Genomic DNA, 24,026 nt, shown 5'->3' with positions numbered 1-24,026 from the left:
GATGTCCGCCACAGCCGTTAGCCTGAGCGGCACGCATTCGGAGTCGGGTGCGGGCATTCACAGTCGGGATGGGGGACGGGCGTACGTATGGCCAGGGAATTCCAACGCGGCCACAAGGCCAAGATCAGTGATCTGACGGCGGGCACCGATCTGTACGTGGGCGTCCAGATCGCCGGTGCCGGGCTCTCCATCGACATCAGCTGCTTCGGCCTCGATGCCAACGAGCAGCTTTCGGACGACCGCTACTTCGTCTTCTACAACCAGCCGAAGTCGCCCGAGGAGTCCGTTCAACAGCTCGGCGCCCAGGCCGGCGACACCGAGTCCTTCCGGGTGACCCTGGACCGCGTGCCCGCGCACATCCACAAGCTGTCCTTCGCCGCCTCCATCGACGGCCCGGGGCAGATGTCGCAGATCGGCCCCGGCTACATCCGGGTCGTGGCGGGTGGCGAGGAAGTCGTCCGGTACTCGTTCACGGGCGCGGAGTTCAGCACCGAGCGCGCGTTGATGATCGGCGACTTCTACCTCAAGGACGTGTGGCGCTTCGCCGCCGTCGGCCAGGGCTTCGACGGCGGGCTCGCCGCCCTGCTCAAGAACTTCGGCGGCGAGGTCGCCGAAGACGAGGAGCCGGATCCCCGGAGCCACCAGCCCCAGGCGCAGCCGCAGCCGCAGCCGCAGCACCAGGCCCCGGCCGCCGCGCCCGGCTTCGCCCCGCCTCCGCAGGCCCCCGCTCCGGCGCCCGGGTTCGGCATGCCCGCGCACCAGGCCCCGCCCGCGCACCAGGCCCCGCCGGCGCCCCCCGCCCCGCACCCCTCCTTCGGCGCCCCGGTCCCCGCCCCAGGGCCGGTCCCGACCCCGCACCAGCCGGTGCACTCGGCCCCCACGATGGTCGGCCCCCTCGTGCCCGCGCCCCCGACGGCCCCGTACGGTCAGCCGCCGCACGCGCCGCAGCCGCCCGGGCCGCCCTCGTACGGCCAGGTCCCGACCCAGCACCCCTCGTACGGCGGCCAGGTGCCCCCGCCCGGCCCGGTCCCCGCACCGCTCGGTCACCCGGCCCCGTACAACCAGCCCGCCCCGTACGGTCAACAGCCCGGCTATCCGCAGCCGGCCCCGTACGGTCAGCAGCTTGGCCACCCCCAGCCGGCCGTCGCCGGTGCGGGCGCCCCGGGACTCACCGCCGCCCTCAGCCGGTACAAGGAAGCCCCCACCGGCGCCCGTTGGACCCCGCAGAACCACCAGCTGATGCGGGTCGACCTCGCCATGGGCGGAGGTCAGCCGGTCCTCGCCCGCCAGGGCAGCATGGTCCTCTACCAGGGCAAGGTCGACTTCAGTTACAAGGGAGCCGGCTTCGCCGGCCGCATCGTCGGCAACGCCACCGGCCAGGAGATGCAGCTCATGCGCTGCACCGGCCGCGGCCAGGTCTTCCTCGCCGAGAACGGGGCCCACCTGCACGCCATCGAGCTCCAAGGCGACGGCATCTGCGTCTCGGCCGAGAGCGTCCTCGCCTTCGACGAGTCCCTCCAACACGAGGTGCGCCGGATCGAGGGCCACGGCATCCCGGGCGGCGCCCTGTTCACCATGCTCTTCCAGGGCTCCGGCACCGTGATCGTCAAGACGCACGGCACCCCCGTCGTCCTGCCCGTCACCCCGACCACCTTCGCGGACAGCAACGCCATCGTGGCCTGGTCCGCCGCCTCCCAGGTGATCATTTCCAGCCAGGTCCGGTTGCGCCGCAATGCCTACCCCGGCCACAGCGGGGAGACCGTGAACCTCCAGTTCCGCGGCGCTCCCGGCAACTTTATCGTCGTCCAGCCGTACGAGGTCTGAGGGAGCCCCACATGAATGCCATGAACGCAATGAACCAGCAGCTCGCGGGCTACGCCCCGACCCCCGTCACGGCCCGCATGGAGAACCACGGCCCGGCCATGCTCAAGGTCGCCATGCAGAGCGGCCACGACCTCTTCGCGCGCACCGGCTCGATGGTCGCCTACGAAGGCTTCGTGCAGTACGAGCCCAACCCGCCCGCCGTGCGTCAGATGGCCTCACAGTGGCTCACCGGCGAAGGCGCTCCGCTGATGAAGTGCACCGGCGACGGGCTCCTCTACCTCGCCGACTACGGCGCGGACGTCGTCTGCGTCAATCTCGACAACGACGCCCTCTCCGTCAACGGAACCAACCTGTTGGCCTTCGACGCCCAGCTCCAGTGGGGCGTCGAGCGGGTCAAGGGCATGGCCAAGTTCGCGGGTCAGGGGCTGTTCAACGTACAGGTCTCCGGCACCGGCTGGGTCGCCATCACCTCCCGGGGCACACCGATCGTGGTCGACTGCGGCCGCGGCGAGGATGAGACGTACGTCGACCCGGACGCGCTGGTCGCCTGGTCCCCCAACCTCAAGGTCAAGGGCAAGCGCAGCTTCAAGGCCTCGTCGATGATCGGCCGGGGCAGCGGGGAGGCCTACCAGATGGCCTTCTCCGGGCAGGGCATCGTCGTCGTACAGCCGAGCGAGGACAGCACCGACCGGCTCCGGACCCGGGGCTGAGGGGGAGCGGACACATCATGCAGAGCGCACTTTTCGCCCACGCCGAGGCGCAGTCCCAGGACCGGTACACCGTCCAGAACCCACAGTTGCTGCGGGTCTCCCTGAGCGGCTCCGACGATGTCCTCGCCCGCAAGGGCGCGATGGTCGCCTACCAGGGGATCATCGACTTCGACGGCGAGTACCAGAGCACCACGCAGCGCACCGCCCGCGCCCGCACCGGCGAGGGCCTGGACCTCATGCGCTGCTCGGGACAGGGCACGGTCTACCTCGCCAACCTCGCGCAGTACGTCCACGTCGTGGACGTCGACCAGGACGGGCTCACCGTCGACAGCAGCTACGTGCTGGCCCTGGACTCCACCCTGCACACCGAGGCCGTCGCCGTGGACAGCCAGTACGGGATCTCCGGCTCGGGCAAGTACCAGCTGAACATCACCGGCCGCGGCAAGGTCGCCCTCATGACCTCGGGGCAGCCGCTGATGATGCGGGTCACCCCCGACAAGTACGTCAACGCCGACGCGGACGCCATCGTCGCCTGGTCCACCTCGCTGCGCGTGCAGATGCAGGCCCAGACGCACTCCACCGGCGTGTGGCGCCGGCGCGGCAACACGGGCGAGGGCTGGGAGCTCAGCTTCCTCGGCACCGGCTTCGCGTTGGTGCAGCCCAGCGAGCTGCTGCCGCCGCAGAACGCCCAGCTCGGGCAGGGCCTGGCCGCGCAGTACGGCATGGGCCAGCACGGCGCCCACGCGCAGAACCAGAACAACGCCTGGAACTGAGCCACCGCCGGCGCACGAGGGGGCGGTCCCACGGGACCGCCCCCCTGTACGTCAAGCACCTGTACGTCAAGCACCTGTACGTCAAGCACCTGTACGTCAAGCACCTGTACGTCAGGCCCTCAAAGGCGCGCCCGCGTGGCCTCCACCAGCCGGACCACCGAGGCGTCGGCGACCGCCGCCACCTCCTCGTACGGGAACCAGCGAAGGTCCAGCGACTCCTCGCTGATCTCCGCCACCGCGTCGGCCGGGGCCAGCGCCGCGTACTGCACGTCCAGGTGCCAGTTGCACGGCTCCGGGATCGGATGCCGGTCCAGGCGTACGGGGCCACCCGGCAGCAGGGTCAGCCCGGCCGGGATGCCCGACTCCTCGCGGGCCTCGCGCAGCGCCGCCTCCGCGAGGGTCGCGTCGCCCGGCTCGCAGTGGCCGCCCAACTGCAGCCACATGCCGAGCTTCTTGTGCAGGGTCAGCAGCACCCGGCCCCGCGCCGGGTCCACCACCAGCGCGCTGCCGGTGATGTGCCCGGCCCGGCAGGGCTTGTAGACCCCGTCCGGGTGGGCGGCGAGGTGCTCCAGATACAGCTCGCGCAGATCGGGCTGGTCCTCGTAGCCCTTGAGGACGAGGACCGCGTCGTCGTACAGGCTCACTTCTTCTCTTCGCCCCCGCCCTCGCCGTTGCCCTCGCCGTCGGTCTGGCCCCGGCCGTCGGACTCGCCCTGCTCGTGCTTGCGGGCCGCCTCGCCGAGCATCTTGTCGATCTCGGAGAAGTCCGGCTGCTCCCGGTGCACGAACCCGTCCGGGTCGTCCAGGTCGGAGGCCGTCGGCAGCATGTCGGGGTGCTCCCAGAGCCCGTCGCGGCCGTCCACCCCGCGGGCGTCGGTGAGCGATGCCCACAGCCGCGAGGCGTCGCGCAGCCGACGCGGGCGCAGCTCCAGCCCGATCAGCGTCGCGAAGGTCTGCTCCGCCGGGCCGCCCGAGGCACGGCGCCTGCGCATCGTCTCGCGCATGGCGTCCGCCGAGGTCAGCCGGGGCTTGGCCGCCTCGTGCACCACCGCGTCGACCCAGCCCTCGACCAGTGCGAGCGCCGTCTCCAGACGGGCCAGCGCGGCCTTCTGCTCCGGGGTGTCCTGCGGCTGGAACATGCCGCCCTGGAGCGCTTCCTGAAGCTGCTCCGGGTTCGACGGGTCGATCTGGCCGACCACGTCCTCCAGCTTCGAGGTGTCGACCTTGATGCCGCGCGCATAGCCCTCGACCGCGCCGAACAGGTGCGAGCGCAGCCACGGCACGTGCGCGAAGAGCCGGGCGTGCGCCGCCTCGCGCAGCGCCAGGTACAGCCGTACCTCCTCGGACGGGACGCCCAGGTCCTTGCCGAAGCCCTGGATGTTCAGCGGGAGCAGCGCGGCCTTGCCGGCCGGGCCCAGCGGCAGCCCGATGTCGGTCGAGCCGACGACCTCGCCCGCGAGCACGCCCACGGCCTGGCCGATCTGCTGGCCGAACATGGCCCCGCCCATGGAGCGCATCATGCCGAGCAGCGGCCCGGCCATCGCCTGCATCTCCTCGGGCAGCACACTGCCCATGGCGACGCCGACGCGCTCGGCGACCGGGTCGACGAGCTCCTTCCACACGGGCAAGGTGGCCTCGACCCACTCCGCCCGGCTCCACGCCACGGCGGTCGTGGCGCCCGACGGCAGCGACGTGACCCCGTCCAGCCAGTGGTCGGCGAGGCGCAATGCCTCTTGGACCGCCGACTTCTCGGCGATGCCGACGCTGGCGTCCTTGACGCCGTCCGCCGTGCCCTGGGCGACGGTCTGGCGGGCGATGTCCTTGGCCATGTCCCAGTTCACGGGACCGCCCTCGTAGCTCAGCATCTGGCCGAGCTGCTGGAAGGCCGCGCCCAAGTCGTTCGGGTTCATGGCCCCGAACATCGCGGCGAACGGATTGTCCGCGCCGCCCGGGGCCCCGGCGCCGCCCGGCAGCCCCGTGCCGAACCCGAACGGATTCGGGCCGCCCTGACCGCCCTCGCTGCCCTTCTTCTTGCCTTCGTCGCCGTTCTCCGGCTCCTCCGGCGGAAGGCCGAATCCGAATGGGGTGTCGCTCACGGGTTTCCTCGGCTCGTAGGGCCGCCGGCGGGTGCCGACGGGCAATGGTCCGACAACACCACCCAGCGTAGACACCCGGCCCGCTTCCGGGCTCGGTGCTCCGCCGGCTCCTGGGCTGCGGCAGGATGGACATCACCTGGTGGGTACGCGTCACGACGCGTCCCTACTGAAGACAACCGCTGGAGACGCCCGGTGAGTTCCCCAGATCCGCACGCTTTGGACAAAGACAGCTCGCACGAGCCCGACCCCGCGCCGCACGCCGAAGACCCCGTGGAGCCCGGCGAGAGCGGCGTTCGCCCGCCGCGAAACCCGGCCGTCCGAGGTCCCGTGATCGCGGTGACCGGCGCCGCGTCCGGGGTCGGCGCGGCGCTGGTGAGCCGCCTCGCCGCATCCGACGAGGTCAAGCAGGTCGTGGCCATCGACGAGCGGCGCGGCGACTGCGCGTCCGCGACCTGGCACGTCCTGGACGTACGGGACCCCGCGATCGCCGAGAAGCTGCGGGGCGCCGACGTGGTCGTCCACCTCGCGCTGGACCTGGACCTGGAAACGGACCCGGCGGCCCGCACCGCGTACAACGTGCGCGGCACCCAGACCGTGCTGACGGCCGCCGCTGCGGCCGGGGTGCACCGCGTCGTGCTCTGCACCTCCGCGATGGTCTACGGGGCGCTCCCCGACAACGACATCCCGCTGGCGGAGGACTCCGAGCTGCGGGCCACCGCCGAGGCCACCGGCGTCGGCGACCTGCTGGAGATCGAGCGACTCGGCCGCCGGGCCCCCCGCGCGCACCCCGGGCTCAACGTCACCGTGGTCCGCCCCGCCGTACTGGTCGGCGGCACCGACACCGCCCTGACCCGCTACTTCGAGTCGCCCCGGCTCCTCGTCGTCGCCGGATCCCGGCCCACCTGGCAGTTCTGCCACGTCGAGGACCTGGTCAGCGCCCTGGAGTACGCCGCCCTGGAAAAGGTCGAGGGGGAGCTGGCGGTCGGCTGCGAGGGCTGGCTGGAGCAGGAGGAAGTCGAGGAGCTGAGCGGCATCCGCCGCATGGAGCTGCCCTCCGCCGTCGCGCTGGGGGCCGCGGCCCGGCTGCACCGGATCGGCCTGACGCCCTCCCCGGCGGGCGACCTCGCGTACACGATGCACCCGTGGGTGGTCAGCGTCAGTGCGCTGCACGCCGCCGGCTGGCGGCCGCGCTGGACCAACGAGGAGGTGCTGGCCGAGCTGCTCCAGGAGGTCGCGGGTCGCCACACCGTCGCCGGCCGCCGCCTGGGTCGCAAGGACGCCGCCACGGCCGCGGGCGCGGCGGGCGCGACGGTCGCCCTGCTGGGCGCCGCCGCCGCGGTGCGCCGGGCCCGCAAGCGCCGAGGGATCTGAGGGGGGCCGGCCCCCGCCACGGGCGGTGTCGGCCGGCCCGGGTCGGCCGACACCGGCGGTCTCCTGTAGGAGGCTCCCAAGGGGGCCGCGCCGCGCCGGGTGAATCAGCTATTTCGCCGGGGCCCCGGCTAGGGCACGATGGGGACATGGCGCATTTCGACCACCCCGGCGAGCAGGCCGCCCAAGATCCGATCCGGCTGCTCCAGATCCGTGAGACCCCGCTCTCGATCGACGAGGTCTTCCAGGCGGTCGGTGACGACGCGACGGGCGGCACGACGCTGTTCGTCGGCACGGTGCGCAACCACGACAGCGGCGCCGACGTCGACTCCCTCGGCTACTCCTGCCACCCCACGGCCGAGGCCGAGATGCGCCGGATCGCCGAGCGCGTCGTGGCGAAGTACCCGGTCCGCGCCCTCGCCGCCGTACACCGCGTCGGCGACCTGGCGGTGGGCGACCTCGCGGTGGTGGTGGCCGTCTCCTGCCCCCACCGGGGCGAGGCGTTCGAGGCGTGCCGGATGCTGATCGACGACCTCAAGCACGAGGTCCCGATCTGGAAGCACCAGACGTTCACCGACGGCACCGAGGAGTGGGTCGGGGCCTGCTAGGGGTGTCTGACGGAGCCCGCTGAACCCCCGGCCCCCGTACGGCCCCCGTAAGGGGGTAACCTCACACCCGTTCGGCCGCGCAACACGCCCTCGATTTGCGTAACTCCTTTCCGGGCACGAGCGTTGAAGCCACCAACGACACGTACTTTCGGGGCAGGGAGGCACGTCCATGGCGTCACTGGCGTGGTTGCTGATTCCGCTGTTCGCCGCCATAGGAGCCGCGATATGGGGGAGCTGGGCGGCGCGCGACCGTACGTCCGGCGACATATCCGAGCTCTCCGGCTACGCACGTTTCCGCGAGGCCATGGACCACGCCGAGCCCACCCGCCTCAAAACGCAGGAAAAGGCGCACTCCGGTTCCGACGCCGTCTGACGCGTCCCGAGAGGCCCGCCCGAGAACCCGGCCGTCCGGCACCTTCGGCCTGAGAATCCCCTGAGAGTTCGGCGGACGAACCCCGTACGGACCGGCCCCACGGGTCGCCCGCCAGAGGCGTCCCGTACTGTCGATCCATGCCACGCCGCACTGCGACGATGCTCGCTTCCACCCTCATGCTGTTCGCACTGCTCTGCGCAGGGGTGTTCCTCAAGGTCCCGTACTCCGAGATGAGCCCCGGCCCCACCGTGAACACGCTCGGCGAATCGCGCGGCGAGCCCGTCCTGAACATCTCGGGGCACAAGACCTACCCCACCACCGGGCACCTCAACATGACGACGGTCCGCGTCACCGGGGCGGACTACGACATGAACCTGCTGGAAGCGGTGTACGGCTGGCTGGCCGGGGACAACATCGTGGTGCCGCACGAGAACCTCTATCCGGGCGGCAAGACGGACAAGGAATCGACGCAGGAGAACGCCGAGGAGTTCAGCCAGTCGCAGGAGAGCGCCAAGGTGGCCGCCCTCAAGCAACTGGGCATCGAGGTTCCCGTCCGCGTCGTCGTCTCCACCGTCGTCAAGGGCAGCCCCTCCGAGGGCAAGCTGCACGCCGGTGACGTGATCAAGTCGGTGGACGGGACGCCGGTGGCGGAGCCGGGCGACGTGGCCAAGCTCGTCACCAAGCACAAGGCCGGGGAACCGGTCGAGTTCGTCATCGTGCCCGCCGCCGAGGCGGCCGAGGCCGAGAAGGCGGGCCGCGAGCCGAACACCACTGCCAAGGTGACGATCGTGTCCGGGAAGGCGGAGGGCGACGGTCACGCCATCGTCGGCATCCGGGCCGGGGTCGACCACACCTTCCCGTTCCCCATCGACATCAAGCTCGCCGACGTCGGCGGCCCGAGCGCCGGCCTGATGTTCGCGCTCGGCATCGTCGACAAGCTCACCCCCCAGGACCTGACCGGCGGGAAGTTCATCGCGGGCACCGGCACCATCGACGACACGGGCAAGGTCGGTCCGATCGGCGGCATCCAGATGAAGACCATCGGGGCCCGCAACGCCGGCGCACGGTTCTTCCTCACGCCCGCCGAGAACTGCGCCTCCGCCGCCGCGCACGTCCCCGACGGCTTGACCCTGGTCAAGGTCTCCACGATCGGCGACGCCGAGCAGGCGCTGGAGAAGATCGGCAAGGGGGACACGGCCGGCCTGCCGCGCTGCACGACGTCCTGACCGACCCGCCCCCCTGCCGGGAGCGGCTACACGAAGGTCGCGGCCAGCGCCTCCGCCAGCCCGGGCACCAGCTCGCTGCCGGTGAGGACCTCGGTCGAGGAGTCCTTCTCCCGCAGTCGGACCGCCGACTCGCGTGCCCCGTCGCGCAGCACGGCCACGGTGAGGCGGACCTCCTGCCGCTCGGGGTGCGAGGCGACCCACTTCGCCAACTGCTTGTCGTTCAGCCCCTCCGGTACGGACGCCTCCGCGGACGGCGGCAGCATCAGCCGCTCCACGGTCAGCGCGCAGCCCACGACCGAGTCGGGCCAGGCGATGGTGCCCAGGAACTTGTCGAGCGGGGTGTTGGCGGGCACCTCCTCCTGCTCGATCGGGGTGAGGGAGGACTTGCCGGTGTCGTCCTGGTCGAGACCGAGCTGGCCGGCCAGCCGGGGCTCCTGCCGGCGCAGACGGGCGGTGTCGACGAGGGCGAAGAGCCGGGCCGGCCGGTCCCAGCCGAGGCCGGCCGCGTACTCGTCGATTTCGAGGCAGGCGCGGGTCAGCGGACTGGCCGCCATGGGAGTGCCGGAAGGCGAAAGGTTGGACATGGACAACATCCTGCCTCCTTTCCACCGGATAGCGGGAACTGACCAAAGCCTCAGTAAGTTGCATGAGTGGGCCCTACGATCAGGGCCCCGTTGACGACCAGCTCCAGCGACTTTCAGAGGTGCGCACCTTGGCTTTCCAGATGCCGGACCGCGGCGCAGGCCCCTCCGGGCCACGGATGAGAGTCGGCCGCCCCTCCCGGCGCGCCCGCACTCTTCTGACGACTCTGGGCGTTCTGGCCGTGCTGGCCATGGCGTTCATCATGTTCGCGGGCTTCTGGACGGACTGGCTCTGGTTCCGCTCCGTCGCTTTCTCCAGTGTGTTCACCACCACCCTGTGGACCAAGATCGGTCTCTTCGCGGTCTTCGGGCTGCTGATGGCGGGCGCCGTCGGGCTCAACATCTGGCTGGCGCACCGGCTGCGGCCCCCGCTCAGCGCGATGTCGATGGAACAGCAGAGCCTCGACCGCTACCGGATGAGCGTCGCGCCGTACAAGAAGTGGCTGCTCCTGGCCATCGCCGCGATTGTCGGGCTGATCGCCGGAGCCTCGGCCGCCGGCCAGTGGAAGACCTGGCTGATGTACGTGAACGGGGTGCCGTTCGGGAAGAAGGACCCGCAGTTCGGTCTGGACGTGTCCTTTTACACCTTCGATCTGCCCTGGTACCGCTTCCTGCTCGGCTTCGGCTTCGCGGCGGTCGTCCTGTCGGTGATCGCCGCCGTCGTCGTGCACTACCTGTACGGCGGGCTGCGCGTGACCAGCCCCGGCGCCCGGGCCACCGCCGCCGCCACCGGGCACCTGTCGGTGCTGCTCGGCCTGTTCGTGACCTTCAAGGCGATCGCCTACTGGCTCGACCGGTACGGCCTGGCGGTGAAGTCCAGTGACTTCAAGGCAGCCGACAACTGGACCGGCCTGCGGTACGTCGACGCCAACGCCTACCTCCCGGCGAAGACGATCCTGGTCGCCATCGCCGCGATCTGCGCGCTGCTGTTCTTCGCCACGCTGTGGCGCCGGACCTGGCAGCTGCCGGTCATCGGCTTCGGCCTGATGGTGCTCTCGGCGATCCTCATCGGCGGGCTGTACCCGGCGATCGTGCAGAAGTTCCAGGTCCAGCCGAACGAGCAGGCCAAGGAGGCGCCGTACGTCGAGAAGAACATCGACGCGACGCGGAACGCCTACGGCATCGCCAACGCCGAGGTGAAGGACTACCCGGGGGTCGGCTCCAACACGGACCAGGCCAAGCTCCGGGCCAACGCCGACACCACCGCGAGCATCCGGCTGCTCGACCCGAACATCGTCTCGCCGGCCTTCCAGCAGCTCCAGCAGGTCAAGGGCTACTACGGCTTCCCGGCGACGCTCGCTGTCGACCGCTACAAGGGCCAGGACACCGTCATCGGCCTGCGCGAACTGAACCTCGCGGGAATCCCCAAGAACAACTGGATCAACGACCACTTCCGCTACACGCACGGCTACGGCGTGGTCGCCGCCAAGGGCACCGAGGTCACGAAGAACGGCGACCCGGTCTTCATCCAGTCCGACCTCCCCTCCAAGGGCGAGTTCGGCACGGGCAACGCGTTCAAGCAGCAGATCTACTACGGCGAGCAGACCAAGCAGTACTCGATCGTCGGCGGTCCCCAGAAGGAGCTCGACTACTCCGACGACAAGGGCGAGAAGGAGACGAGCTACACCGGCAAGAGCGGTGTCAGCCTCGACAACCCGATCAACCGGGCGGCCTACGCCCTCGCGTTCAGCGAGCCGCAGATCCTGTACTCCGGCGCCATCGGCGACGGTTCACGCATCCTCTACAACCGCACGCCCAAGGAGCGCGTCGAGGCCGTCGCCCCGTGGCTGACCATCGACGGCGCGGCCTACCCGGCCGTGGTGGACGGCCGCATCCAGTGGATCGTGGACGCCTACACGACGACGAACGGCTACCCGTACGCCTCGCGCACCACGCTCGGCGACTCCACGGCGGACTCGCTCACCAACAGCCAGCGCGCGGTGGTGGCGCAGGAGAACCGGGTCAACTACATCCGCAACTCGGTCAAGGCCACCGTCGACGCCTACGACGGAACGATCAAGCTGTACCAGTGGGACACCCAGGACCCGGTCCTCAAGACCTGGATGAAGGCGTTCCCCGGCACCGTCAAGGCGAAGAGCGAGATCCCCAAGGCGCTCATCGACCACATGCGCTACCCGCAGGACCTCTACAAGGTGCAGCGCGAGCTGCTGACCCGCTACCACGTCACCGACGCCCAGACGTTCCTGAGCGGTTCGGAGGTCTGGGCCGTCCCCGACGACCCGACCACGAAGACCGGCAGCGCGGTGCCGCCGTACTACCTGTCGATGAAGATGCCCGGCCAGAAGGAGCAGGCGTTCTCGCTGACGACGACCTTCACCCCCAACGGCCGTGACAACCTGAGCGCCTTCATGGCGGTCAACGCCGATCCGGGCACCCCGGACTACGGCAAGATCCGCATCCTGAAACTGCCGACCAGTACCCCTGTCGACGGACCCAAGCAGGTGCAGAGCAAGTTCAACTCCAAGCCGGAGATCGCCCAGGAGATCAACATCCTGAGCCGGGGCGATTCCCAGGTGGAGTACGGCAACCTGCTGACGGTGCCGCTCGACGACGGCGTGCTGAACGTCGAGCCGGTGTACGTCAAGGGCGGCGGGCTCAAGTACCCGACGCTGCGCAAGGTGCTGGTGACGTACGGCGGCCAGACGGCCTTCGAGGACACGTTGGAGAAGGCGCTGAACGTGGTGTTCGGAGCGCAGGCGCCGACCGCGCCGACGACGCCGACCACCCCGACCACGCCCACCACCCCGCCGGGCGCCGGAACCACCACGCCGGGCACGCAGGACCCGACGGTCCAGGCGGCCCTGTCCGATGCGCAGAAGGCGGTCGAGGCGGCGGAGAAGGCACGCCAATCCGGCGACTGGGCGGCCTACGGTAAGGCGCAGGACGACATCAAGGCGGCGCTCCAGCGGGCGGTCGACGCCGAGGCGAAGCTGACGGCCCCGAAGTCGGGCAGTTGACGATCACCGGGTAAGGGACCGGCCCCGCGTCGTGATACTGTGGTTTCACCGACGCGGGGTGGAGCAGCTCGGTAGCTCGCTGGGCTCATAACCCAGAGGTCGCAGGTTCAAATCCTGTCCCCGCTACTGAAAACGAAGGCCCGGATCCATGGGATCCGGGCCTTCGTCATGTCCGGGGTGACCGTTCGGGGGGACACGGCCGGTCACGAGGTCACTGGGGCGGGTGAGTTGGGGTGGGAGCGTGTTTGACTTGTCTCTCTGTGGGCATGTCGACAAAACGCTGTAGTGACCTCACTGACTGCGACATACCAGGTGTACGCGGGTAGCAGGTGATGCGACGATGGGATTTATGGGGGACAGGTCAACTCTGCTGGAGACAGGGCGGTTTGTGAGGTCCGGGGTCGAGTCGGGCAGGGAAGCCGAGAAGGGGGCTCAGACCGTTAACGCGCAGACCGCATTGACCGATGCGGATTTCGCGGACGAAGCGTTCGTCGAAACCGACGTGGCCAGTGACGCGGAGCTGGAGGCCCGGCACCGCGTGGCCGCCGACAAGGGGGACCCGGGCGCCATGAGCGTGCTCGGGGCGTTGCTGCTGCGCCGGGGCGACCTGGCCGGGGCCGAACCGTACCTGCGGGGAGCCACCGCCGAGGGGGACCGCGCCGCCGCCAACAACCTTGGGGTACTGCTGCACCAGCGCGGCTACCCGGACGAGGCCGCCGGCTGGTGGCGGGTCGCTGCCGTCGCGGGCTCCGCGCCGGCCGCCCACGCCCTGGGCCGGCACTACCGCGAGCGGGGCGACGAGCCCGCCGCCGAATACTGGATGCGCCAGGCGGCGGAATCCGGTCACGCCCTCGGCGCCTACGGGCTGGCCGACCTGCTGGAACACCGCGGGGACAAGGGCGTCGAGCGGTGGTTCCGCGCGGCGGCGGAGCAGGGGCACCGGGAAGCCGCGTACCGCCTCGCCCGCCACCTGAGGAAGGGCGACCCCGTCGAGGCCGAACAGTGGTACCGGCAGGCCGCCGCGCGCGGACACCGCCGGGCCGCGCTGCACCTGGGCGCGCTGCTGGAGGCCCGCGGCGAACTCAAGGAGGCGGGGCGTTGGTACCTGACCTCGGCGAAGCAGGGGGAGGCGCGGGCCGCGTGCGCCCTCGGCTTCCTGCTGCGCGACGCCGGGGACGAGGAGAGCGCGGCCGCGTGGTGGCGCCGGGCCGCCGAGGACGGCGACGGCAACGCGGCCAACGCCCTGGGCGCGCTGCACGCGGCCCGCGGCGAGACCCAGACGGCCGAGAAGTGGTACCGGGTCGCGATGGACGCGGGCGACCACAACGGCGCGTACAACCTCGCCCTGCTGTGTGCCGCGCAGGAGCGGACGGCGCAGGCCGAGCAGTGGTACAGGCGGGCGGCCTACGCGGGCCACCGCGAGGCGGCCAACGCCCTGGCGATCCTGCTGCTCCAGGGCGGGGACGCGGAGGGCGCCGAGCCGTGGTTCTCGAAGGCGGCCGAGGCGGGCAGCGTGGACGCCGCCTTCAACCTCGGCATCCTGTTCGCCAGCCGGGACGAGGACCGGACGGCGCTGAAGTGGTACGAGCGGGCCGCGTCGGCCGGGCACACCGACGCCGCACTCCAGGTCGGCATCGCCCTGGTGCGGGACGGCGAGGAGCGCGCGGCGGAGCGGCACCTGCGCTGCGCGGCGGGCGGCGGCAGCGCGGAGGCGGCGTTCCGGCTGGCCGCGCTGCTGGAGTCGCTGGCCCCGCCGCCGGAGCCGGCGGCGCTGGGCGAGCCGGTGGGCGGGGTCCCGCGCACCGAGAGCGAGGAGTGGTACGAGCGTGCCGCCGAGCAGGGCCACCGGCGGGCCCAGGTCCGGGTCGGGATGCTGGCGGCGGCGCGGGGTGACCTCGCGGCGGCCGCGCGGTGGTACCGGGAGGCGGCCGAGGCGGGCTCGCGGAACGGGGCGTTCAACCTGGGGCTGCTGCTGGCCCGGGAGGGAAACGAGCCGGAGGCGGCGCTGTGGTGGACGCGGGCGGCGGTGGCCGGCCACGGCCGGGCGGCGCTGCGCCTGGGGTTGCTGGCGGCGCGGCAGGGGGACCTGAACGAGGGGCAGAAGTGGTGCGTGCGGGCCATGGAGCTGGGGCCGGCCGAGGTCTCGGAGCGGGCGGCGCGGCTGCGGGACGCGTTGGCGGAGGAGCTCTCGGCGTAGCCCCTGGCGGGGTTCGTGTGGAGCCGTCCGCGGCGCCGTCGCGCGAGCGGCCCCGGCTGCGCCGGGCTTTCGGGGCTCCGCCCCGGACCCCGCGCCTCAAGCGCCGGCGGGGCTGATCGCCTCGAACTCCCCCAGACTCCGTCCAGGGGACCCCACGGGGCTGGATTGGGGCCCATCGTTAAGCGATTTGCATCTGCCGGGCAGGGTCGCGTAAAGTCAGGTTTACCGACGCGGGGTGGAGCAGCTCGGTAGCTCGCTGGGCTCATAACCCAGAGGTCGCAGGTTCAAATCCTGTCCCCGCTACTCAGTAGCCCGAAGGCCCGGATCCCCTGGATCCGGGCCTTCGGCGTTTGCCTCCGAAAACATCGGAAAAGGGCAGGCCCCCTAGCCTGCCCTCGAACGCATCCGCATCCGCATCCGCATCCGCATCCGTATCAGTCGGCTACGCGCCCGCGCAGTTCGGGCACACCCCGCGGTACGTCACCTCGACCGTCGAGACCACGAAGCCGAAGCGTTCGGCGTCCGGCAGGTCGGCCAGCGGGTCGCCCGCCGGGTGGACGTCGCGGATCGCGCCGCACTGGGCGCAGACCAGGTGTTGGTGCGCGCGGTGGGCGTTGGGGTCGTACCGCTTGGCGCGCCGGTCCGTGGACACCTCCAGCACCTCGCCGAGGCTGACCAGCTCGCCCAGGGTGTTGTACACCGTCGCGCGGGAGATCTCCGGCAGCTTGGCCACCGCGCGCGCGTGCACCTCGTCGGCCGTCAGGTGAACGTGGTCACCGTCGAGCACCTCGGCCACGACGCGCCGCTGTGCGGTCATGCGCCATCCGCGTCCGCGAAGTCGTTCCAGCAGGTCACTCATGCACCCCAGCCTAACAGTGTGACTGATTCGGTGTAACTCCCGAACCAGTGCGGAATTGGATTGCTGCTTGACTTAGACAATGTCCATTGTAGGATCGATTTCGAAGACGCTGAGGACAGGACACGCAGTAATGACGCAGGAGGCGCACGTGACGCAGGGACCGCTCACCACGGAGGCCGGGGCCCCGATCGCCGACAACCAGAACAGCGAGACCGCCGGAGTCGGCGGCCCCGTCCTGGTCCAGGACCAGCTCCTGCTGGAGAAGCTCGCCCACTTCAACCGCGAGCGCATCCCGGAGCGTGTGGTGCACGCCCGCGGCGCCGGTGCGTACGGCACCTTCACGCTCACGCGCGACGTCTCGCAGTGGACCCGTGCGAAGTTCCTGTCCGAGGTCGGCAAGCAGACCGAGACCTTCCTGCGCTTCTCCACCGTCGCGGACAGCCTCGGCGGCGCCGACGCCCGCCGTGACCCGCGCGGCTGGGCGCTGAAGTTCTACACCGAAGAGGGCAACTACGACCTCGTCGGCAACAACACCCCGGTCTTCTTCATCCGCGACGCGATCAAGTTCCCGGACTTCATCCACACGCAGAAGCGCGACCCGTACACCGGCTCGCAGGAAGCCGACAACGTCTGGGACTTCTGGAGCCTGAGCCCCGAGTCGACCCACCAGGTCACCTGGCTCTTCGGCGACCGCGGCATCCCGGCGTCCTACCGGCACATGGACGGGTTCGGCTCGCACACGTTCCAGTGGAACAACGAGGCCGGCGAGGTCTTCTGGGTCAAGTACCACTTCAAGACCGACCAGGGGATCAAGAACCTCACCCAGGCCGAGGCCAACCGGCTCGCCGGCGAGGACCCCGACTCGCACCAGCGCGACCTGCGCGAGTCGATCGAGCGCGGCGACTTCCCGAGCTGGAGCGTGCAGGTCCAGATCATGCCGGCGGCCGAGGCGGCCGAGTACCGCTTCAACCCGTTCGACCTCACCAAGGTGTGGCCGCACGCGGACTACCCGCCGATCGAGATCGGCAAGCTGGAGCTCAACCGCAACCCGGAGAACATCTTCGCCGAGGTCGAGCAGAGCATCTTCAGCCCGGCCCACTTCGTCCCCGGCATCGGTCCGTCCCCGGACAAGATGCTCCAGGGTCGGCTCTTCGCGTACGGCGACGCCCACCGCTACCGCGTCGGCATCAACGCCGACCACCTGCCGGTGAACCGCCCGCACGCCACCGAGGCGCGCACCCACTCCCGCGACGGCGCGCTGTACGACGGCCGCCACAAGGGCGCGAAGAACTACGAGCCGAACAGCTTCGGCGGCCCGTTCCAGACGGACCGTCCGCTGTGGCAGCCCGTCCCGCTGACCGGTGGCACCGGCAACCACGCCACTCCGGTGCACCGCGAGGACAACGACTTCGTCCAGGCGGGCAACCTCTACCGGCTGATGTCGGAGGACGAGAAGGGCCGTCTGATCGAGAACCTTTCCGGCTTCATCGCCAAGGTCTCCCGTGACGACATCGTCGACCGCGCGATCAACAACTTCCGCCAGGCGGACGGTGACTTCGGCAAGCGGCTGGACGCCGCGGTCCAGGCCCTCCGCGGCTGATACGGACGCTTGTCGTGGCGGGACGACGGGCCGGCACTCCTCCTCGGAGCGCCGGCCCGTCGGCGTTCGCGTCGAAGCCGCGCCGCTACGCCGGTACGGTGGCGGCGCGCCGCGCCGGCACCCAGCAACGGATGACGTCACGCACCGAGACGATGCCCACCGGGCCGCCGTCCTCCAGCACGATCAAATGGCGGAAGCCACCGTGCGCCATGGCCTCGGCGGCCTCCTGGACCGTGGCGTCCGGCGTGCAGAAGACGACGTTGTTGGTGGTGTGCGCGCCCACCGACTCCCGGTCGGGGTCGTGGCCGGCGCCGAGGGAGTTGAGGATGTCGCGCTCGGTCAGAATGCCGATGCCGCTGTGGTCGGGATCGAGGACGACGGCCGCGCCGACGCGCCGGCCGGACATCAGGCAGGCCGCCTGCCGGAGGGTGTGCGCGGGTCCGAGGGTGAGGATCACGGTGCTCATGGCGTCACGGACGAGCATGAAGAGAGCCACCTCCTGGGTGAGACCCCGCCCTGGTGGGTGCGCCGGGTGAGGGCCCCCTCAAGAGAAGGGCTTCACAAGCGCACAAGCGGGGGAGTCTCAGATTCCCACGCATACGCAGGGTCATCAAGGGGGCGGGCTCGGCGACACCCGCCCGGCCGAGCGCGCCGACGGCGCGTCAGGGGGCACCGGGTGCTCAGGGGCGCGGCCGCAGGCGCGCCAGCATCTCCTCGTGCAACAGGCCGTTCGAGGCGGCCGCGTTGCCGCCGTGCACCCCGTCGACGCCGTCCAGGCTGGTGAAACGGCCGCCCGCCTCCTCGACGACGACCGCGATGGCGGCCATGTCCCACAGGTTCAGCTCCGGCTCGGCGCACAGGTCCAGCGAACCCTCGGCGACCATCATGTAGGGCCAGAAGTCGCCGTAGCCCCGGGTGCGCCAGCACGCGCGGGTCAGGTCCAGGAAGCCGGGCAGTCGGCCCTGTTCCTCCCAGCCCGACAGCGAGGAGTAGGCGAACGAGGCGTCGCCCAGGGTCGCGACCTTCGAGACGCCGATCGCCGCGGTCGCGCCGAGCGAGCCCCCCGCCCAGGCGCCGCTGCCCTTCGCCGCCCACCAGCGCCGGCCCAGCGCCGGCGCGGAGACCACCCCGACCACCGGGCGGAACACCTCGTCCGTGCCCTCGGCCATCAGCGAGATCAGCGTCGCCCACACCGGGACGCCCCGGACGTAGTTCTTCGTGCCGTCGATCGGGTCCACGACCCAGCGGCGCGGGCCGTCGCCCTTGAGCCCGTACTCCTCGCCCAGGATGGCGTCGTCGGGCCGCGCGGCCAGGATACCGGCCCGGATGATCTCCTCCGCGGCCTTGTCGGCCTCGCTCACCGGGGTCATGTCCGGCTTCGTCTCCACCTGGAGGTCGAGGGCGCGGAAGCGCTGCGTGGTGGCCGCGTCCGCCGCGTCGGCGAGTTCGAGGGCGAGGCGGAGGTCATCGTCATACTCGGGCATGCCCGAACAGTATCGAGACCGCGGCCGAGCGGCGAACGCCGTCCACGGTACGGCCGACAGGCGCCCTTGACAGGACCTGGTGCCCCGTCAACTCTGGCGGAAGGCGAACGGGGGAGGGGAGCCTGGGAGGGGAGCCGGGGAGGCGACGATGGCGGCGGCGCGGGAGTCCTTGCTGGAAGCGGCGGGAGCGGCGCTGGCGGCGCGCGCCTGGCCCGCCGTGCGGATGGTCGAGGTGGCCGCGGCCGCCGGGGTGTCCCGGCAGACCCTCTACAACGAGTTCGGCGGGAAGGCGGGGCTCGGGCGCGCCCTGGTCCGCCGGGAGGCCGACTGGTACCTGAGGGGCGTGGACCGTGCCCTGGAGACGTCCGCGGACAGCGCCGAGCGGCTGACGGGGATCGCCGAGTGGACCGTACGGGCCGCCCGCGCGCGTCCCCTCGTACGGGCCCTGCTGACGGGCTCGTGGAACGGGAACCTGCCCGCCCCGCCCGGGCGGGCGGTCCGACCGGGCGTCCCGGCGCTCGGGCCCGGGGAGCTGGTACGCGCCGTCCGCGACCGGGCGGCCGCCGCGCTCCCGGCGGAGCCGGCGCAGCGGTGCGAGCTGGTCGTGCGACTCGCGCTGTCCTACGTGATCGCCCCGGGCGCCCCGGGCGAGGAGCCGGCGGCGGCCGGGCTGCTCGGACTGGTCAGTGCGCGGAACCGGAGAGCTGGAGCCCGATGACGCCGAGGATGACCAGCGAGATCGAGACGAGTTTCAAGGTCGAGACGAGGTCGCCGAGGAAGACCATGCCGTAGATGGCGGTGCCGGCCGCCCCGATGCCCGTCCACACGGCGTACGCGGGGCCCACGTCGAGCTTCTTCAGCGCCAGGGTCAGCAGGCCGAAGCTGCCGAGCGCGAAGGACGCGAAGGCGATCGTGGGCCACAGCCGGGTGAACCCGTGGGAGAGCTTGAGGCACACCGCGAATCCGGTCTCCAGGATCCCGGCGACCACGACCAGCAGCCACGCCATGGCGTATGCCCCTCCCGAGTGCCGAGTGCCGAGTGCCGAGTGCCGAGTGCCGAGTGCCGAGTGCCGAGTGCCGAGTGCCGAGTGCCGAGTGCGTCCCGCGTCACGTGACGTGGCGTCGCGTCACTTGGTGCGATTATGCATTTATCCCGACGCGATCTTCGGCAAACACGAGCGGTCCGCCCGGACGATGGGCCGCCCGCGCCGATCAGTCGCCCTCGCGGCGCTCCCGCGTCTCCAGCAGCCGCCGCAGCGAGTACAGCCGCGCCGGGTCCGCGTGACCGTCCGCCACCCACTGGTCGAGCGCGCAGTCGGGTTCGTCGTGGCTGCACGCGCGCGGGCACTCCTCCGTGCCCCCCACCAGGTCGGGGAAGGCCAGGATCACCCGGGACGGGTCGACGTGGTGCAGGCCGAACGAGCGCACGCCCGGGGTGTCGATGACCCAGCCGTCACCGCCGGGCAGCGGCAGTGCGAGGGCCGAGGTGGTGGTGTGCCGGCCACGGCCCGTGACCGCGTTGACATGGCCGGTCGCACGCTGGCGGCCCTCGGCGACCAGCGAGTTGACCAGGGTGGTCTTGCCGACCCCGGAGTGGCCGACGAAGGCGGTGATCCGGCCGTTCAGCCGCTCACGCACCCGGTCGGCCGCGTCGCCGGTCGCCAACTCCTCGCGGTTGGTGACGACGTAGTTCACGCCGAGCGTCGAGTAGATCTCCAGGATCTTGTCCGCGGAAGTCAGGTCCGACTTGGTGAGGACCAGCAGCGGCTCCAGCCCGGCGTCGTACGCGGCCACCAGGCACCGGTCGATCATCCGGGGCCGCGGCTCCGGGTCGGCCAGCGCCGTCACGATGGCCAACTGGTCGGCGTTGGCGACGACCACCCGCTCGTACGGGTCGTCGTCGTCTGCGGTCCGCCGCAGGACGGACTTGCGTTCCTCGATCCGCACGATCCGGGCGAGGGTGTCCTTCTTGCCGGTCAGGTCACCGACGATCCAGACCCGGTCTCCGACCACCGCCGCCTTGCGGCCCAGCTCCCGGGCCTTCATCGCGTGCACCGCGCGGTCCCCGACCAGGCAGGTGAGCCGGCCCCGGTCGACGGTCAGGACGAAGCCCTCGGCCGCGTCCTCGTGCTTGGGGCGGATGTTCGTACGCGGCCGGTTGCCCTTGGGGTTGGGGCGCGAGCGGATGTCGTCCTCGTCGGTGTTCTTGCCGTACCTGCGCATGCCGACCCCTACGCTCCCGCGGCCTGTGCCGCTTGGCCGAGCATCCCGGCCCACATCGCCGGGAAGTCCGGCAGGGTCTTCGCGGTCGTCGCCACGTTCTCGATCAGGACTCCCTCCACCGCGAGACCGATCACCGCGCCGGCGGTCGCCATCCGGTGGTCGTCGTACGTGTGGAACACACCGCCGTGCAGCGGGCGCGGGCGGATGCGCAGTCCGTCCTCGGTCTCCGTGACATCGCCGCCGAGGCCGTTGATCTCCGCGGTGAGGGCCGCCAGCCGGTCCGTCTCGTGCAGCCGCAGATGGCGTACGCCCCGCAGCACGGACTCGGAGTCCGCCAGCGCCGCGACCGCCGCGATGCCCGGCGTCAGCTCGCCGACCTCGCCCAGGTCCACGTCGATGCCGTGGATCTTGCCGCTGCCGGTGAAGACCAGGCCCGTGTCGGTCAGCTCGCAGGAGCCGCCCATCTCGGTGAAGATCCGTCGCAGCGCGTCACCGGGCTGCGTGGTGCGGCGCGGCCAGTCGGGGACGGTCACGGTGCCGCCCGTGATCAGGGCCGCCGCCATGAAGGGCTGCGCGTTCGAGAGGTCCGGCTCGACGACCAGGTCGCGGCCCAGCAGCGCGCCGGGGGTGACCCGCCACACGTTCTTCTCGCCGCCCGCCTCGGGGGTGTCGACCTGGGCGCCCGCCGCGCGCAGCATCTCCACCGTCATCCGGATGTGCGGCATGGAGGGCAGGGTGTCACCGATGTGGCGGACCTCGACGCCCTGGTTGAAGCGCGGCGCGGAGAGCAGCAGCGCCGAGACGAACTGCGAGGAGTTGGAGGCGTCGATCTCGACCGTGCCGCCCTCCAGCGCCCCGCCGCCCTGCACCGTCAGGGGCAGTGCGCCCCGGCCGTCGTCGTCGATGCGGGCACCGAGGACGCGCAGGGCGTTGATGACCTCGCCCAGCGGGCGCTCGTAGGAGCGCGGGTCGCCGTCGAAGCGGATGTCGCCGGAGGCGAGGGTCGCGACGGGCGGCAGGAAGCGCATGACCGTGCCCGCGTTGCCGACGTCGACGGTGGCCGGGCCGTGCAGGGCCGCCGGGATGACCCGCCACGCCTCTCCGCCCGCGCCCTCGCCGCCGGCGGAGCTGGAGGAGACGGTCTCCTCGATGCCGACGCCCATCGCGCGCAGGGCGTCCGACATGAGCTGCGAATCGCGCGAGCGCAGTGGGCGGCGTACCCAGCCCGGCTCGGAGGCCAGCGCGGCGAGTACGAGGGCCCGGTTGGTGACCGACTTGGAGCCCGGCACGGTGACGGTGGCGTGGACGGCGCCGTCCGCGAGGGGGGCGGGCCAGAGGGCGTGGGGCGCGGGGGTCTCGGTCATGGCCTCCACTTTAGTGGCTTCGCCCAAGCCCGGATCGTGGCCGGGGCCCGTTCGGGGCCCCGCCGCGGGCACTTCACCGGCGCCGTCTCAGAGGCCGAGAAGCCAGCGCACCCCGCCGATCAGCGCGCACAGCGCCACGGCGTGGAAGAACAGCAGCCAGGCCACCGGATGGACGTGGGTGAGCCGGCCCAGCTGGTCGGCGTCGGAGTCCGGGGCGCCGCCGTGCCGGCGCTTGGCCTGGAGCTCGAACACCGGCCGGACCCCGCCCAGCAGCAGGAACCACACCACCCCGTACGCGAACACCGCCTGCACCTCGGCGGGGGTCAGCCAGGACACCAGGACGAAGACGCCGCCGGTCAGCACCACCGTCAGCAGCCCGTACGCGTTGCGGATCATCACCAGCATCGCGAGGAGCAGGGCGGTCGCCGCCCACAGCAGCAGCGTGATCCGGTGCGCCGAGAGCAGGGCGGCTCCGCCGAGCCCGAGCAGCGAGGGCGCCGTGTAACCGGCGGCGGCGGTCAGCACCATTCCGAGCCCGCTGGGCTTGCCGCGGCTGACGGTGACGCCGCTGGTGTCGGAGTGCAGCCGGATCCCGTCGAGCCGGCGCCCGGTCAGCAGCGCCAGCAGCCCGTGGCCGCCTTCGTGGGCGATCGTGATCGCGTTCCGGGACAGCCGCCACACGGGCCGGGGCGCCACGGCGGCCAGCGCGGCGAGCCCCGTCACGACCACCAGCCACCAGGGGGCTGCCGTCTGTATGCCGCTCAGCCGGTCCCACAGACCGGCCGTCGTCGTGCTGTCCATGGAGTGGCGGACTCCTTGCGGTAGGGGGCGAGGGCCATGGCAGTGTGTCAGCCATGTGCGGAAGGTATGCAGCGAGCCGGGCGCCCGAGGAACTGGCGCGGATCTTCGGCGTCGAGCGGTGGGAGCCCGAGGAGTCCCTGGCCGCCGACTTCAACGTGGCGCCGACGAAAGAGGTCCACGTCGTCCTCGACCGTCCTGTGAAGGACGCGCCGGGCCGCCGTCCGGTTCGACAGCTCCGGGTGCTGAGGTGGGGACTCGTGCCCTCCTGGGCGAACGGCCCCGAGGGCGCGGCCCGGATGATCAACGCCAGGGCCGAGACGGTGGCCGAGAAGCCGTCCTTCCGCCGCCCGTTCGCGCAGCGCCGCTGCATCATCCCCGCCGACGGCTACTTCGAGTGGGTCACCGCCCACGACGAGCGCCAGTTGGAAGTCGAGGGGAAGAAGAAGCGGGCGCGCAAGCAGCCGTACTTCGTGGTTCCCGCCGACGGGAGCGCCTTCGCCATGGCCGGCATATACGAGTTCTGGCGCGACCGGACCCTGCCCGACGAGCACCCGAACGCCTGGTGGGCGACCTGCTCGGTGATCACCACCGAGGCCGAGACCGGTCCCCTGGCGGTGGCGCCCGACGAGGGCCCCCGCTCGCTCGCCGACATCCACCCCCGGATGCCGCTGATGCTGACCCCCGACAAGTGGGACCCCTGGCTGGACCCGGCCCGTACGGACGTCGACGGGCTGCAGGCACTGCTGGCGCCGCCGCCCGGCGGTCTGATGCGGGCCTACCCGGTCTCCACCGCCGTGAGCAACGTACGCAACAACGGGCCGGAGCTGCTGACCGAGCTCGCCGCGCCGGAAGAGGCCACGCTCTTCTGAGGCCCGTCCAGTGCCGGTGACGGCATGATCGGC

The 24,026-nt window shown here is 71.5% G+C and carries 22 protein-coding genes and 2 tRNA genes; 14 read left to right on the top strand and 10 right to left on the bottom strand.

Annotated features, from left to right (window positions below; all coding sequences use genetic code 11):
- The first annotated feature begins 87 nt into the window (after window positions 1–87).
- From ABZ934_RS07760 to ABZ934_RS07750, 3 genes are read left to right on the top strand one after another with little or no spacing between them, the layout of a single operon-like run.
- Window positions 88–1,824 (top strand): TerD family protein, encoded by a 1,737-nt coding sequence (locus ABZ934_RS07760; RefSeq protein ID WP_361309750.1) that lies wholly within the window; start codon window positions 88–90, stop codon window positions 1,822–1,824.
- A 29-nt stretch (window positions 1,825–1,853) separates the two neighbouring features.
- The gene (locus tag ABZ934_RS07755) at window positions 1,854–2,534 is read left to right on the top strand and encodes an AIM24 family protein (RefSeq protein WP_361310310.1); all 681 of its coding nucleotides are present in this window, start codon (window positions 1,854–1,856) and stop codon (window positions 2,532–2,534) included.
- A gap of 17 nt (window positions 2,535–2,551) precedes the next feature.
- Window positions 2,552–3,307 (top strand): AIM24 family protein, encoded by a 756-nt coding sequence (locus ABZ934_RS07750; RefSeq protein WP_361309748.1) that lies wholly within the window; start codon window positions 2,552–2,554, stop codon window positions 3,305–3,307.
- A gap of 119 nt (window positions 3,308–3,426) precedes the next feature.
- Here ABZ934_RS07750 and ABZ934_RS07745 read toward each other — a convergent pair whose 3' ends face one another.
- Together ABZ934_RS07745 and ABZ934_RS07740 are read right to left on the bottom strand one after the other, a co-directional pair.
- A complete protein-coding gene (locus ABZ934_RS07745; RefSeq protein WP_361309745.1) occupies window positions 3,427–3,951 on the bottom strand; it encodes an NUDIX hydrolase in 525 nt (174 codons plus the stop codon).
- Window positions 3,948–5,402 (bottom strand): zinc-dependent metalloprotease, encoded by a 1,455-nt coding sequence (locus ABZ934_RS07740; RefSeq protein WP_361309742.1) that lies wholly within the window; start codon window positions 5,400–5,402, stop codon window positions 3,948–3,950. The genes ABZ934_RS07745 and ABZ934_RS07740 overlap by 4 nt, the downstream gene beginning before the upstream one ends.
- A gap of 270 nt (window positions 5,403–5,672) precedes the next feature.
- On the opposite strand from ABZ934_RS07740, the gene ABZ934_RS07735 reads away from it, so the two are divergent.
- The 4 genes from ABZ934_RS07735 (at window position 5,673) to ABZ934_RS07720 (ending at window position 8,977) form a co-directional block, all read left to right on the top strand.
- Window positions 5,673–6,773 carry an SDR family oxidoreductase gene (locus tag ABZ934_RS07735; protein ID WP_361310307.1) on the top strand — a complete coding sequence of 367 codons (1,101 nt, stop codon included), beginning with the start codon at window positions 5,673–5,675 and terminating at the stop codon, window positions 6,771–6,773.
- A 146-nt stretch (window positions 6,774–6,919) separates the two neighbouring features.
- Complete coding sequence (locus tag ABZ934_RS07730) at window positions 6,920–7,378, top strand: molybdenum cofactor biosynthesis protein MoaE (RefSeq protein ID WP_361309740.1); 459 nt, start codon at window positions 6,920–6,922, stop codon at window positions 7,376–7,378.
- Window positions 7,379–7,547: 169 nt separating this feature from the next.
- Complete coding sequence (locus tag ABZ934_RS07725) at window positions 7,548–7,751, top strand: hypothetical protein (protein ID WP_361309737.1); 204 nt, start codon at window positions 7,548–7,550, stop codon at window positions 7,749–7,751.
- A 137-nt stretch (window positions 7,752–7,888) separates the two neighbouring features.
- Window positions 7,889–8,977 carry a PDZ domain-containing protein gene (locus ABZ934_RS07720; RefSeq protein WP_361309735.1) on the top strand — a complete coding sequence of 363 codons (1,089 nt, stop codon included), beginning with the start codon at window positions 7,889–7,891 and terminating at the stop codon, window positions 8,975–8,977.
- Window positions 8,978–9,003: 26 nt separating this feature from the next.
- Here the strand turns inward: ABZ934_RS07720 and ABZ934_RS07715 are convergent, their stop codons facing one another.
- Window positions 9,004–9,570, bottom strand: coding sequence for a PPA1309 family protein (locus ABZ934_RS07715; RefSeq protein WP_361309733.1), 567 nt, complete (start codon window positions 9,568–9,570; stop codon window positions 9,004–9,006).
- 131 nt (window positions 9,571–9,701) lie between these two features.
- Here ABZ934_RS07715 and ABZ934_RS07710 point away from each other — a divergent pair, with 131 nt between their 5' ends.
- From ABZ934_RS07710 to ABZ934_RS07695, 4 genes are all read left to right on the top strand, one after another.
- On the top strand, window positions 9,702–12,596 hold the full coding sequence (locus ABZ934_RS07710; RefSeq protein ID WP_361310304.1) for a UPF0182 family protein: 2,895 nt from the start codon (window positions 9,702–9,704) through the stop codon (window positions 12,594–12,596).
- Between the two features lie 52 nt (window positions 12,597–12,648).
- A tRNA-Met gene (locus ABZ934_RS07705) sits at window positions 12,649–12,722 on the top strand.
- 214 nt (window positions 12,723–12,936) lie between these two features.
- Window positions 12,937–14,793 (top strand): tetratricopeptide repeat protein, encoded by a 1,857-nt coding sequence (locus tag ABZ934_RS07700; protein WP_361309730.1) that lies wholly within the window; start codon window positions 12,937–12,939, stop codon window positions 14,791–14,793.
- A gap of 229 nt (window positions 14,794–15,022) precedes the next feature.
- A tRNA-Met gene (locus ABZ934_RS07695) sits at window positions 15,023–15,096 on the top strand.
- A 139-nt stretch (window positions 15,097–15,235) separates the two neighbouring features.
- Here the strand turns inward: ABZ934_RS07695 and ABZ934_RS07690 are convergent.
- Complete coding sequence (locus tag ABZ934_RS07690) at window positions 15,236–15,652, bottom strand: Fur family transcriptional regulator (RefSeq protein ID WP_136213964.1); 417 nt, start codon at window positions 15,650–15,652, stop codon at window positions 15,236–15,238.
- 130 nt (window positions 15,653–15,782) lie between these two features.
- Between ABZ934_RS07690 and ABZ934_RS07685 the strand changes: the two genes are divergently transcribed.
- Window positions 15,783–17,252, top strand: coding sequence for a catalase (locus tag ABZ934_RS07685; protein ID WP_361309727.1), 1,470 nt, complete (start codon window positions 15,783–15,785; stop codon window positions 17,250–17,252).
- An 85-nt stretch (window positions 17,253–17,337) separates the two neighbouring features.
- Here ABZ934_RS07685 and ABZ934_RS07680 read toward each other — a convergent pair whose 3' ends face one another.
- On the bottom strand, window positions 17,338–17,736 hold the full coding sequence (locus ABZ934_RS07680) for a CBS domain-containing protein (protein ID WP_361309724.1): 399 nt from the start codon (window positions 17,734–17,736) through the stop codon (window positions 17,338–17,340).
- Window positions 17,737–17,932: 196 nt separating this feature from the next.
- Window positions 17,933–18,736 carry a histidinol-phosphatase gene (gene hisN, locus ABZ934_RS07675; protein ID WP_361309721.1) on the bottom strand — a complete coding sequence of 268 codons (804 nt, stop codon included), beginning with the start codon at window positions 18,734–18,736 and terminating at the stop codon, window positions 17,933–17,935.
- Window positions 18,737–18,884: 148 nt separating this feature from the next.
- Between hisN and ABZ934_RS07670 the strand changes: the two genes are divergently transcribed.
- The gene (locus ABZ934_RS07670) at window positions 18,885–19,454 is read left to right on the top strand and encodes a TetR/AcrR family transcriptional regulator (RefSeq protein ID WP_361309718.1); all 570 of its coding nucleotides are present in this window, start codon (window positions 18,885–18,887) and stop codon (window positions 19,452–19,454) included.
- Here ABZ934_RS07670 and ABZ934_RS07665 read toward each other — a convergent pair.
- From ABZ934_RS07665 to ABZ934_RS07650, 4 genes are all read right to left on the bottom strand, one after another.
- The gene (locus ABZ934_RS07665) at window positions 19,420–19,743 is read right to left on the bottom strand and encodes a multidrug efflux SMR transporter (RefSeq protein ID WP_190183336.1); all 324 of its coding nucleotides are present in this window, start codon (window positions 19,741–19,743) and stop codon (window positions 19,420–19,422) included. The genes ABZ934_RS07670 and ABZ934_RS07665 overlap by 35 nt on opposite strands.
- A gap of 205 nt (window positions 19,744–19,948) precedes the next feature.
- Window positions 19,949–20,959 carry a ribosome small subunit-dependent GTPase A gene (gene rsgA / locus ABZ934_RS07660; RefSeq protein ID WP_361309715.1) on the bottom strand — a complete coding sequence of 337 codons (1,011 nt, stop codon included), beginning with the start codon at window positions 20,957–20,959 and terminating at the stop codon, window positions 19,949–19,951.
- An 8-nt stretch (window positions 20,960–20,967) separates the two neighbouring features.
- Complete coding sequence (gene aroA / locus ABZ934_RS07655) at window positions 20,968–22,323, bottom strand: 3-phosphoshikimate 1-carboxyvinyltransferase (protein ID WP_361309712.1); 1,356 nt, start codon at window positions 22,321–22,323, stop codon at window positions 20,968–20,970.
- An 87-nt stretch (window positions 22,324–22,410) separates the two neighbouring features.
- Window positions 22,411–23,124 carry a M50 family metallopeptidase gene (locus tag ABZ934_RS07650; RefSeq protein WP_361309709.1) on the bottom strand — a complete coding sequence of 238 codons (714 nt, stop codon included), beginning with the start codon at window positions 23,122–23,124 and terminating at the stop codon, window positions 22,411–22,413.
- Between the two features lie 53 nt (window positions 23,125–23,177).
- On the opposite strand from ABZ934_RS07650, the gene ABZ934_RS07645 reads away from it, so the two are divergent.
- A complete protein-coding gene (locus ABZ934_RS07645; RefSeq protein WP_361309706.1) occupies window positions 23,178–23,993 on the top strand; it encodes an SOS response-associated peptidase in 816 nt (271 codons plus the stop codon).
- Window positions 23,994–24,026: the final 33 nt, after the last annotated feature.

This window comes from Streptomyces sp. NPDC046557 (assembly GCF_040645975.1).
In the GTDB taxonomy this organism is placed as follows: Bacteria; Actinomycetota; Actinomycetes; order Streptomycetales; family Streptomycetaceae; genus Streptomyces.
This window is presented reverse-complemented; position numbering and strand designations above follow the sequence as displayed.